This window comes from Flammeovirga sp. EKP202 (assembly GCF_014534745.1).
GTDB lineage: Bacteria > Bacteroidota > Bacteroidia > Cytophagales > Flammeovirgaceae > Flammeovirga.
In genome coordinates, this window is record NZ_JACVVP010000053.1 from 1 (window position 1) to 12,322 (window position 12,322).

The following is a 12,322-nucleotide window of genomic DNA, read 5'->3' on the forward strand; positions in this document are numbered from 1 at the left end:
CTTCACCATAATGTCAAGAAAATAAGAATATTGAAGCATGGTAGAAGAGCTAAAAGTTTCTTCAAATATGGGTTAGACTATATCTCTGATAAGTTACTAAATCCAGTGGATAGAGATCAAAATTTTCTAACTACACGTTTTTTGTCATGTACTTAGAAAAAGGAGTTGAAATTATTATCACACCCCAAGCAGAAAATAAACCTGTTTTATACGAAGTTGAAAAAGAAGTAGCTTACGAAAATGCTGAATCACCTTATCAATTAGTAGAAGGTTTTACTTATGAGTGGGAGATAAACGATAGTCAATATACATTTGAAGAAGACAAAAATATTGTTTTTCGTTCTTCCATTGATTCTAATAGAGGGGTAATTAAACCCAATATTTTTGTTGGTTCTTTGTCTATTAATATTCTAAAGGCGGGTGTAAAAGTAGATAAATTGCTTTTGGAAGTACGATCTTTAAAAGCAACTTATAGAAAGGACTATCGTCAAATGCTTTCTGATATTTCGGAGTATTGTACTGATTTAATTATGCAAGTAAATGCACCAGTAAATCAAAGCTATACTATTGACCATAAAGAAAGTTCGAAGAGTCTTTATCAAAAGTTTTCTTTTGTGAAATCTATTGTAGATTCTGATGAATTCGAGGAATCCATTCATCAAGTTTTAGAAAACCCTAATAAGAAATGGAGTCAGGAAGAGGAGTATATTGATTCCTCAAGAGTTAGAAGAATAGATAACAGAATAGCAAAACAATTTGCTAAGTCAAATGATAGAGTTCCTGTTTCTAATCAGAATGGATTATCATCTTTGCCGAGAAAGGTTTCAACCTTTAGAAGAATAGATTCTGTTGATACCATTGAAAATCAATTCATAAAATTTGTATTAGAAAATTATCTCAATTTTTGTGTTGATCTAAAAAAGATAATCAAAGAAAAGCATTCTAAAGAAAGTAAATTCAGAACCGAACTAAATCAACTTATTTACACTTTAGATAGATATTGTCAGCAGCAGTTATTCAGAGAAGTAAGTAATTTAAAAATGATGCCTGGTAATAATCCATTATTACAAAGGAAATCGGGTTACCGTGAGATTTATAAATCATGGTTAATGTTTGATCTTGCTGCAAAACTAATATGGAAAGGTGGAGACGATGTTTATGCTGTAGGAAAAAGAGATGTAGCTACTTTATATGAATATTGGGTGTTTTTTGCTCTCTTAGAAATAATAAAAGAGATATTTAAAATCAACCCAAAACAAATCGATAATCTTATTTCTAATACTAAAGATGGATTAGGACTACAATTGAAACAAGGTTTTCAAACGGCTTTAGAAGGGGAATATAATGATCAAGGGAGATCATTAAATATTAGGTTCAGTTATAATAGAACATTTAGTAGTAATCAAAATATACATGAGAAGGGAAGTTGGACAAAACAAATGAGGCCGGACTATACTTTGTCAATTTGGCCATCTGAATTCGATGAAGATCAAGCTGAATCTAAAGATGTAATTACCCATATTCATTTTGATGCGAAATATAAGGTCAATAATATCTCAGAATTATTGGGAGAAGACAACATCGAGGACAAAACTAAAAACGATTACAAAAGAGTTGACCTATTAAAGATGCATGCATATAAAGATGCAATACGACGATCAAGTGGAGCCTATGTTATTTATCCTGGGAGTAATGAAAGTGATCAGATAAAAAGTTTTCATGAAATTCTTCCAGGTCTTGGTGCTTTTCCAATGAAACCTACCAGAGATAAATACGGTCAATACGAAATCAAGAAATTTATAAAAGAAGTTGTTAACCATTTTATCAATAGATCTTCACAAAGAGAACACTTGTCGTACTTCCAAAATCAGATTCTAGAAAAAGAGAAAAATATCAAAACAGATGTGTATTTACCTGAGATGATTGGAGGTGTTCGATTAATTCCAAAAGAGGTAAATGTTATTGTAGGTGTATTTAAAAATGAAGAGCACCTTCAGTGGATTCAATCTCAGATGAAGTACAACCTAAGAGCAGATGCAGATCGTATGGGAGGAATGCGATTAACTCCTGAGTTACTGTCTTCTAAACTTTTATTATTGTATGATATTAAAGATCATAATAGACAATATATCTATGAGATCAAACCTAATGGACCGTCTATTGACCTTAAGTCTAGATTGAAAAATTATCCTTCACAAGATTCTATTGAACGCCAATACTTCATTTTTGAATTGGGAGATTTAGAAGATGGGAGGTTTAAAGACTATTGTTTTGATATACAAAAAATGGTTGTAAATTCTCATGGAGTACCTAAAGTAACAAACTTAGAAGAACTAACATCTTAAGCATAATAATATGGCAAGAGTAACAATTATTTCCTCTTTTCATAAAGAAATGGGGAAATGTAATAGTGACGAATTAATAAAAATATTAGATCAACTAAAGCCTGATGTTTTATTTGATGAATTGGATGAAAAGACATTTAAAGAAGTTTTTTCATGGTTTGGAAAACCAAAAACGGTTGAGTCCCTTGCAGTGAAAAAATTTATAAAAAAGAATAAGGCTAGACATTACCCTGTAGATACTTATAATTTTAGTTTTGATCAATTGTTTTCTATGTCTAATCTATTTAACAGAAGAGACTATATACACTTACTAAATATTCATCTAGAAAATATTTCAATAAAGGGGTTTAAATATTTAAATAGTGATGAGGTATGTAAAGTACTAGATCAATTACATGCTTTGGAAGGGTATATTTTAGATGAAAATGGATTGGGAAGAGCTATTCGTGAATATTATAATGAAGAAGAAATTCATCATAAAAGGGAGGGTGTCATGATCCAAAACATTTTGAGTATTTATGATCAAAAACCCTTTGATCATGGTGTATTTATCTGTGGTGTTCAACATAGAGTTCCATTATTAAAAAAGATAGAACTATTACCAATTAATCAAAAAGATAAAATTGATTGGGAGTTTTTTACATATTAGTTTTCTTTTAAGAAGTAAAAAGAATATGTACTATTCAATAAATATTACCCCTCAATTATATAACTACCACTTCTCCATCCCCAATTCACCAATCAAATAATCAACTTTCTCAATCAGCTTCTCAAAGATTTTCTCATAAGAGAAGTCTTGTTTTGGAATGTTCAAGGTAAGAGCGACTTCCCTTTCAAATTGATCTTTGTATTCAGAATGAGTTTGTTGCCATATATTGATAAGTTCTTTTTTTCGGGAGAGGAGTAATTTTGCTGAAGGGATTTTAGCACTTTTGTTGTTATTGGTTTCTCTTGACGCAGGAACCAAATTCCATATATCATTATTTTTCCAAAATGACCATGGGATGATATGGTCGGTTTCAAAGTTTCCTTTTAGGGGTTTAAGTGTCCATAAGCAGAAGAGTTCTCCTTTGCTTTGGACTTTTTCATAATAACTTCTAGGAGGATCAACACTTCTGATATTATTGGAATGATAGAGCAACTCAACAATTTCGTTTTTCTTGAATGGGAGTGATTTATTTTTCTTGAAATTAAGCGTTAAGTCTGCCCAGTTATTGATAATAGAGTTTTCCCCAATAAGAAATGAACCGAATAGCTCTAAACCATATCTTACCTCTGCCCTAAAAGCGATATAGCCTAAATGATCATGAATGTCATTTCTGAAAATTTCTTTACTGATATCTAATTTTTTTAGGGATGGAATAGATTTTCTTTTTTGATAAAATTGATACTCACCTTTGAAATACTGGTTCAATGTATATCGCATAGGATTTTTGTAAATACATTGAGCTATTTCGTGAATACAAGTATGGTATTTTATTCTTCTATTGGGGTTGGGAAAACCGTTTTTGATGTCTCTCAGAATACTTTTTTCAATGTCTAACAGCTCCCCTTTATAACATTGTTGTAGCTCTTTTAAAGGTTGATAAAAGACAATGGGTCCGGCTGAGTTTTGATACACTTCATGATACACGAAAGGCAAATAATAGAATAACCATTTTTCAGTCAATGGACCTAGTGGAATAAAACAGTTATTCTCTTCTTCATAGACTAAAGCTTGATTTTCAGTAAATATCTCAATAATTCCTCTGAGTAAAGCTAATTTGTAAGACGATGATTTACTATCTTTCTGTAAAATATGGCTGATCAGTTGGAAAGCCTCATTACTATTACTACTCAAACGATTCATTATGCTAAAAAATACAACAGTTAAACATTATCCCGAACTTACGGCTATTCACCGAAAAAGTATATCCTTCCCCTCACGTTTTTTACTTGAAAAAAACTTATTAGTAGGTAAAGTCCTTGATTTTGGAGCTGGGCATGGAAAAGATGTTGAAGAATTAACCCTTAAAAGAATAGATATCGAATCGTATGATAAATTTTATATTCCTGAATTCCCCAAAAGTAAATACGATACGATCATCTGCCATTATGTTTTGAATGTAGTGGACAAGGAAGAACAAACTAGAATTTTGGCTGAGGTCTCTTACTTATTAAAACCTAAAGGGAAAGCATATTTTACCGTTCGTAGAGATCTATTGAAAGAAGGGATTCGAATGCATGCAATACATAAGTTACCTACATATCAATGTAATGTTGTACTTCCTTTCCCATCTCTTTTTAAGGCCAAACATTGTGAGATTTATGTTTATCAAAAACCTTCTGAAGAAAATCTTTTAATGGAAACTGTAAGTGTAAAAGTTTATAAAAGTAAATATGGGTTCGAAATTCTAGAAAAAAGAAAATATGCTGGAAAAGCTCAAAAAGCCAAAGTGATACTCCAAGAGCTTCTCCAGTTGAGAAAATATATGTGATAGAAAAGCTTTTACTAGCCTTCTAAAAATAAAACCCAAAGTTCATATTAAATCGCATATGCCAATCGGCGTCTTCAGTTCCGTAGGCCAAAGCTGTATTAAAATTGGGATCAATCCAAGGTTGATTTTTTCCTAGAGCTCCATCAATATAAATATACATCAAGCCTGCTGTCACTAAGCAGCCTGTCACATTTTGGAAGGAGTCATAGAAACTAGCTTCCGTTTTATCGACTACACCAAAATCATTGTAAAATTCTAGGGATGAGATGGGACCCCATTCTACAGGTTGGGTGAAACTAATACCTAGTGTATAAGTGGAAGCTTCAGCGGCTACAAGATAGGGAGCTCCGTAAGCCGTTAAAGCGATTACATCTGTTCTTTCTCCATCGGGAGCATCAGGTGATTTTTTATAATGAGAAACCTGAGCCTTCAGGTTCCATTTTTTATAGTTCATTTCATAGTGAAAAGCTGCAGCATAATGTGTACCTGTACTTTTTGTATCTAGGTTATAAAGTCCTCCAAACAGTCCGGACAGGCCAATGGAATGTGTGAAATCTTCTTTTCCTAATTTTCTAAGAATTTTCGCATTCAGTTGATTAACTTCTTTGTTTCTGTATTGTAGATCACCATCACCATTTTCATCCATTGAACCCACATCATAAGCATAACGACTATTGGAAATATCTGTATTTCCTCCAAAATCTAGCTCTTCCGCATTTTTAAAAAAAGCGAAATCATAAGCCCATTTTTCATCATTATGAATGAACTTTAACCCCATATCATGATCATCTTCTAAGCCAACGTAATAATTGATGCTAAAAAACCAGTTATGGGAGTTGTAGGTGGTGATTCCAAAAGGGACTTGTGCGAGACCAAGTTGTATTTGATTTTTGTCCGAAATATCATAATCAAACCAACCTTGTTTTAAGAATATTCCACCAAAAGACTGAGAATAGAAACGAATTTCAGCATTGAGCCCGATGCCTTTGTAAGAAGCAGTGGGTTTTATAGCAAACATATCATAGCCAAATTCACCACCATTATCCTGATGATGATCTTTCCAAGTTGAATTGTTATAATTAAACCTTAAGGCTCCTCCAACCTTGATTTCAGGTTTATCTTGTGCTTCTGAGGAAATTGAAATAGATAAAAGTATAATTAAGAAAGAGACGATGTATTTCATCTGTATAGCTTTTGAGAAGTTATTGAAGAGATGTAAAGTATTGATTGAAATTAGAAAGGTAAACACTAAGTACTAAGACAAAAAAAATCATAGTTAATTCTAATTTATTTTTGTCTTAGTACTTAATAGCCGCCTACATTTTAGAAATGAGCGAGCTGTACATTATTTTTTCCTTTGATAATGCTCATCGTAATAATCGGAGAGTGCTTTGTAGAAACTAAAACACATTATGATGATGATGATGGAGAAGGGGAGTCCGGTTAGGATAGAGGCTGTTTGTAATGCGGTTAATCCACCTCCCATGAGTAAAACACCTGCGATGAGTCCTTCCATAGAAGCCCAGAATATTTTTTGTCCTACCGGTGCATCATGTCTTCCTCCTGAGGTTAAGGTGTCTACCACAAAGGAACCCGAATCAGAAGAAGTAACAAAAAAGCTTGTCACTAGAATCACGGTGAGAATTGATGCAAACGTGGTGAAAGGGTACTGTTCCAATAGAAAATAAATTGCAGTTGCTACATTTTTATTGACTGCTTCAGTGATGGAATGATTCCCAATAAGTTCTTGGTATAAAGCACTTCCTCCAAATACACTCAACCATAAAAATGTAAGTAAAGAAGGAACAATTAACACACCCAATACAAACTCTTTGATCGTTCTTCCTTTTGAAATTCGAGCAATAAAAATTCCTACAAATGGTGACCAAGAGATCCACCAAGCCCAATAAAAGACCGTCCATGAATTCTGCCAGTTTTTATCTGTGCCAACACCTTTATAAGAGTTCGTCCAAAAGCTGAGCTCAAAGAATTCGTAAACATAATAACCTATATTTTGGACAAATGATTTTAATATAAATAGAGTAGGCCCTACGAGTAAAACCATGAGCATTAATCCTAAAGCCAAACGCATATTCCATTCACTTAACATTCTGATCCCTTTGTCGAGGCCCAGTACTAATGATAAGGTAGCGAACAATGTGATGATGGCAATTAAGATCAATTCAACAGCATTGGTGGTCGGAATATCGAATAAATAATTTAAGCCGGCGTTGACTTGTGATACCCCAAACCCGAGCGACGTTGCCAATCCAAATAAAGTAGCAATCACGGCAATGATATCGATGACATCCCCAATGGGTCCATATATTCTTTTACCCAATAACGGGAAAAATATAGATCGTACGGTTAATGGTAACTTTAAGTTGAAAGTAAAAAAGGCCAATGCCAGCCCAACCACTGCATATAAAGCCCAAGCATGAACACCCCAATGCAAGAATGTTATGCCCATTGCTTTTTCGGCTGCTACAGCTTCAGAACCTCCTTCTTTGAGGAAAGGGTTGCCATTGAAATGGAAAACAGGTTCTGCTACCGACCAAAATAATAATCCAATACCCATTCCGGCACTGAAAAGCATGGCAAACCAAGCCGTTTGAGAAAACTCAGGCTTTGCATCTTTTCCTCCAATTCTAACTTTACCGTATTTGCTAAAACCTAAATAAATAGCATAAAATAAAAGACTATTGACAAGTAAAATAAATAGCCATCCTACATTATTGGCTACAGTTGTTTGTGTTTTTTTGAACCATTCTTCCATCGGTTCACCGACAATCAAAGTGCTGACAACCAGTGTAAAGATGATAAGTATGGACGTAATGGAAACGGTGGCATTTGCTTTAATGCCCCAAAAGGTTTTTTGATCACTTCTTAGGTGACTCATAAAGGTTTTTCTTTTTTTAATGCTAAAAGCTGAGATGCTTTTATGATAAAATGAGACTATTCAATCTCTGGGAGAGGGAGTAGCTACCCTAAAAAGGTGATAATGTAATACAACCAAAATCATATATTATCTATTCAAATATTGAATGAAATAATACCTCATAATATCTAATCAATTGTTTTAAAAATAGGGATAATTGTATCAAAAATAAATATTATGAGACTTTATTAAGAAATAACCTCTATGAGTGTAGTATTTTATTGAGATAATCTATTTCTGCGTTAATCCTTCCTTTTCACAATTGTAGATCCTGGCTGATTCATCAAAGCGTTTTTACATGTGCCTCTGTTTAATACTTACGACATAAATTAATTATCTTTGTTGACCATCTTTTTATTATTAGCAAACATGAAACAACAGACTTCAATTCTTTTTTCAATTTTATTATTTCTTTTATCCTTTTCATCAAAGGCACAAGTAGAGGTAGGGTTACAATTTGATACTGGAGGTAATCCTATTCATGGTTATTTCGATCCTCTTTCTTTTTCATCTACGGTTTCGGTATCGAAATCATTAGGAAGGTATATACCGGGGAAAGTATATGATATTGAAGGAAATCAGAGTCAATATTTAATGTCCTACTACGATACCAAGTTGTATAAAAAAAGTGCTCAAGGATTCATTGGGAAGCTTGATCCTAAAAGATATACCTCTTTGATGATAGGTCAGGATTCGTTTTTTGTCGCACAAAATATTCATTTTAGAGGGAAATTAAAAAAGCGAAAAACCTATGTGCAATTTGTAGCGGAGTTTGATAGTACAGTATTTGCTAAAATCTATACTTTTGGTATTGGAGGATTGATATATCAAACTTACATAGCCAAAAAGTATGAAGATGAGATTTGGGAAGAAATTCATCCCAAGAAAAAGAGTATCGATCTGATGGTTGATCATTTTTTCTCAAAGTATGATAATGTAATTGCACAGAGTGACTCAATAAAAGAGACTAACGGAGGTTACATTTCCTATTTAGGTTTTCAATATGATGAAAATTCGAATTTGGATGACAATGAAGTAGCTGGATTAATCAATATTGCTCATATGTCTCAAATGTATAATGATGATGAAAAGGTTTATTATAATGATCATTTTAAGGAAGTAAAGGATGTTTCCATAGCTAAATATTACTCAAAAGTTAAAGGTATTTTCAAAGGATATTATACAAAGCAATATTATACACTTGACGATCAACTCGTCTATGAGATTGATTATAAAAATAATAGCATGAATGTACTTCATGGAGAGTACTTCATGTATTACAATGGGAAAATTGCCATTAAGAAAAATATAGAGAATAATAAAGTGATGGATGGTGATGTGTACAAAGATGGAAAATTGATTTACATCTACAAGAATGTGGAGTTTGACTTTGAAGGAAACATTACAAAATGTTTATTTGATTTTGGCCAAGGAAGAGACTTTACAGGTACTTTTGATTTTAATGACCCTTTTGATAATACCATGAAGCAGATTACAGTGGAGAAGGGTTTGATTAAAAAAATCACTTTTACGCATGATGAACAACTTAAAAAATACCATGTGAAATATCCTAAAAATCTAAAATTCAATAGGATAGGTAGTCTTTTTCAGAAATATATAGAAGATCAATTTTTTGTTTTCTATGACGTCTATCACCCACTATTAGTAAAATTTAATATTGATCTTGATGGGTATGCAAGAAGTTATCAGATTCTAAATAAAGTAAATGAAAAGTTTGATGCGAAGGTTGACGAATTTATTAGATCTGAGATACTAAACGGAGGAACTAACAATGTGACGTTAAGTCCTAAATCAAGTAAAGAAGATGCTGTACTTGAGGTGATATTACCATTTGAGCTCTCATTTCAAAAACAGTCTTGGTTTATCTATAATAGACCAGATAATTATTATAAACCAGAACCTATCAATGTATTGAAAGTAAATCAAGTACCTTTACCTACTTTTTAGAGCCGTTACAAAACCTATTTTCCATTTTTCTTATCGCAAGTGTTAAGCCGATACTTGACATAAAGATTTATTTGAAATTTCACTCAAAAGCAATAAAGTACACAACCCATTTTTTTATTAACTTAGATTGAATTTTTTAATGTAAGCGGACTTGAAAAAACATAGAGCTTTATATTGTGCTTTTGACTTGTTTCCTACAAGTAAAGGGGCCTCTACACATATCACTTATTTTGCCAATGCCCTTTTTGATTTTTTTGCTGGAGGAATGTTGTTCACTTTAGGAAATCAAGAGTATTTAAGCGAAGAATGGGAGGGGAGTGTGCAGCTGAAAAGAATGCAAAAGCAAATTCCAAACTTTTGGAAACGTACACAATACTATGCGAATGAACTTTATAAAGAGATACAATCTTTGCCGATTTTAGAAGTAGTCCACTATAGAGATATTTGGTCAGCTCAAGCCGTATTGAGAGGGGAAAGAAATTACAAAACGGTTTTTGAGGTCAATAGTTTTCCGTCGGTGGAATTGCCTTATCGCTATCCTTTACTTTCTAAAAGTTCGATTGAGAAGATCAGGAATTTAGAGAAATTATGTCTTGAAAAAAGTGATAAAATAGTGGTGCCTTCTCAACTCATTCAAACGCGTATCATCCAAAACTACGGAATAGAAAAACAGAAAATAGACGTAATTCCTAACGGTGCGGAAATTTGTGAACTGCACTACCCAAAGCTAATCCAAGAGGAATATATCATCTATTTTGGTGCAGTTCAAAAGTGGCAGGGAGTCGATATTCTCCTTAAAAGTTTTCCTTATTTGTTGAAAATGAAGCCTGATTTGAAACTGGTGATTTGTTGTTCGACAAGGCCAAGAGAATCAAAATTACTACAAAAATTGGTCAGAAGATTGGAGTTGGAAGATCACGTGATATGGAAATATCAATTAAGTAAACAAGAACTGTCTCAATGGTTGCAGCATGCCTTAATTTCAGTAGCACCATTGAAAGAGGATGCAAGGAATATTGAACAAGGCTGTTCTCCTTTGAAAATTCTGGAATCAATGGCGCATAAGGTTCCTGTTGTTGCTTCCAGTCTACAAGTGACACAAGAGATTGTCACACATGATCAGGACGGTATTTTAATTCAATCAGAACGTCCTCGTGAATTGGGTAGAAGTCTCTACTTATTGCTTTCAGATCCCAAAAAACGAGAGTTACTCTCTCAAAATGCTTTTCAGAAAATCCAAAATCAATATACTTGGGCAATTCAAACCCAAAAATTACAAAATGTGTATCATCAATTAATTGAAGAAAATATAGTATGCTAAACATGACGCAATACCCATTACGGATCAAATATCCTGAAGCAAAGGAAAAATACGGAGATCATACTGTTTTCAGACAAAATTTGAATGCTCAGGAAATCGAATTTATTGAAAGTAGAAAGCTGGAAGGCCGATTTTCATTAAAAGAACTCTACCATTTGATTCATAAATTTTCATTGTATTACACTTTGATCAAAGGCAAACGGGATTTTATCAATGGCTATGGTATTTTTGGAAGCCTGGCACTAGCAGCATTGGTTTTTGTGGCTTATGTAAAATATGCTTTTTTCTTAGGAATCTTTCTATTCGTTTTATTAGTGATTACGGTTGGGATGACGATTTACTTTAGAAGTCAGACAAAGTATTCCCCTTTTCAGATAAATAATGAAGAGGTGTTGAAGTGTTTAGTTTATATTCTACTTCAGGATTTCGGCCCAAAACAGAAAGTTGATCTAAGCCTAGATTGTACACCTGTAAATGAAAAAGAGAAAATAATTGACCGATTTAAAAGAGGTGTGAGGAATATAGTGATTTACAAAAAAGAGTACTTGAAACTGAAGTTTAGTATTGGTGATAGTGTGAAAGTTGTTCTTCATGATGATTGTTTTTTTAGAACTCAGAATTGGAAGAAGAGGAGTAGATCAGGTAAATTGAAATACAAGAAAAAGGAAAATGCATTAGACAAAATCTCTTACAAAGTACTTTTTGATTGTCAATATTATGATGTGATGAAAAGTGAATATGCCCATTCTTCAAATAATAATTCAGGTGGGAAATCTAATTTATTTGAATTGAATAATGGAATGTGGGAATATAAAAGTAAACTCAAACTGCAAGATAAAAAAGCAAATTCAAAGGATGTACTGAATCAATGGATAGGGTTTCTTCAACAACCATTTTTACAGATCAAAAAGAAATAAACATGAATACTTGTGAACAAAAGGTAGGGATCTTTACATTGAAAAAATGTGAGAACAAGGCCGAACATCAATGTGAAGAATGTGGGAAATATATTTGCAATGATCACTTTACAGAAGAGGGGTTGTGCAAATCCTGCTATAGTTTAAGAGAGGATGATAATAGCTTGTTTTTATATGATAATTGGTATTGGTACATGCAAAGGAGAAGGTACCATGAGCAAGAAGAAGACATGGAGTTGATGGCTTATACCGATTTGATATCTGATGAGGCGGGTATAATGGTGGATGAATTTGAGCAGCAAGAAATGGATTCAGATGAATTTGATGAATCCGATGTTTCCTTTTTTGATAGTTAA

The 12,322-nt window shown here is 33.0% G+C and carries 10 protein-coding genes and 1 pseudogene; 8 read left to right on the forward strand and 3 right to left on the reverse strand.

Going from position 1 to position 12,322, the window contains the following annotated elements:
• The 3 genes and pseudogenes from IC221_RS29620 to IC221_RS23570 all read left to right on the forward strand — a co-directional run.
• Positions 1–156: pseudogene (locus IC221_RS29620) on the forward strand (IS4 family transposase); the annotation flags it as partial.
• Positions 147–2,345 carry a DUF2357 domain-containing protein gene (locus tag IC221_RS23565; RefSeq protein ID WP_188171300.1) on the forward strand — a complete coding sequence of 733 codons (2,199 nt, stop codon included), beginning with the start codon at positions 147–149 and terminating at the stop codon, positions 2,343–2,345. The pseudogene IC221_RS29620 and the gene IC221_RS23565, both read left to right, overlap by 10 nt.
• Positions 2,346–2,355: 10 nt before the next feature.
• On the forward strand, positions 2,356–2,994 hold the full coding sequence (locus IC221_RS23570) for a hypothetical protein (protein ID WP_188171301.1): 639 nt from the start codon (positions 2,356–2,358) through the stop codon (positions 2,992–2,994).
• Between the two features lie 63 nt (positions 2,995–3,057).
• On the opposite strand, the gene IC221_RS23575 is transcribed toward IC221_RS23570, so the two are convergent.
• Positions 3,058–4,194: an HNH endonuclease domain-containing protein gene (locus IC221_RS23575; RefSeq protein ID WP_188171302.1), complete on the reverse strand. Its 1,137-nt coding sequence runs from the start codon at positions 4,192–4,194 to the stop codon at positions 3,058–3,060.
• A 1-nt stretch (position 4,195) separates the two neighbouring features.
• Here IC221_RS23575 and IC221_RS23580 point away from each other — a divergent pair, with 1 nt between their 5' ends.
• A complete protein-coding gene (locus IC221_RS23580; protein ID WP_188171303.1) occupies positions 4,196–4,822 on the forward strand; it encodes a methyltransferase domain-containing protein in 627 nt (208 codons plus the stop codon).
• Positions 4,823–4,844: 22 nt separating this feature from the next.
• On the opposite strand, the gene IC221_RS23585 is transcribed toward IC221_RS23580, so the two are convergent.
• Both IC221_RS23585 and IC221_RS23590 read right to left on the reverse strand, forming a co-directional pair.
• Positions 4,845–6,005, reverse strand: coding sequence for a hypothetical protein (locus IC221_RS23585; RefSeq protein WP_188171304.1), 1,161 nt, complete (start codon positions 6,003–6,005; stop codon positions 4,845–4,847).
• A gap of 162 nt (positions 6,006–6,167) precedes the next feature.
• Positions 6,168–7,721: a BCCT family transporter gene (locus IC221_RS23590; protein ID WP_188171305.1), complete on the reverse strand. Its 1,554-nt coding sequence runs from the start codon at positions 7,719–7,721 to the stop codon at positions 6,168–6,170.
• 408 nt (positions 7,722–8,129) lie between these two features.
• Between IC221_RS23590 and IC221_RS23595 the strand changes: the two genes are divergently transcribed.
• The 4 genes from IC221_RS23595 to IC221_RS23610 all read left to right on the forward strand — a co-directional run bounded on the left by IC221_RS23595 (position 8,130) and on the right by IC221_RS23610 (position 12,322).
• Complete coding sequence (locus IC221_RS23595) at positions 8,130–9,728, forward strand: hypothetical protein (protein WP_188171306.1); 1,599 nt, start codon at positions 8,130–8,132, stop codon at positions 9,726–9,728.
• 151 nt (positions 9,729–9,879) lie between these two features.
• Entirely contained in the window at positions 9,880–11,049 is a 1,170-nt protein-coding gene (locus IC221_RS23600) for a glycosyltransferase family 4 protein (protein WP_188171307.1), read from the forward strand.
• Positions 11,043–11,966, forward strand: a complete 924-nt coding sequence (locus IC221_RS23605) for an HXXEE domain-containing protein (protein ID WP_188171308.1) — start codon at positions 11,043–11,045, stop codon at positions 11,964–11,966. The genes IC221_RS23600 and IC221_RS23605 overlap by 7 nt, the downstream gene beginning before the upstream one ends.
• A gap of 2 nt (positions 11,967–11,968) precedes the next feature.
• Positions 11,969–12,322, forward strand: a complete 354-nt coding sequence (locus IC221_RS23610) for a hypothetical protein (RefSeq protein ID WP_188171309.1) — start codon at positions 11,969–11,971, stop codon at positions 12,320–12,322.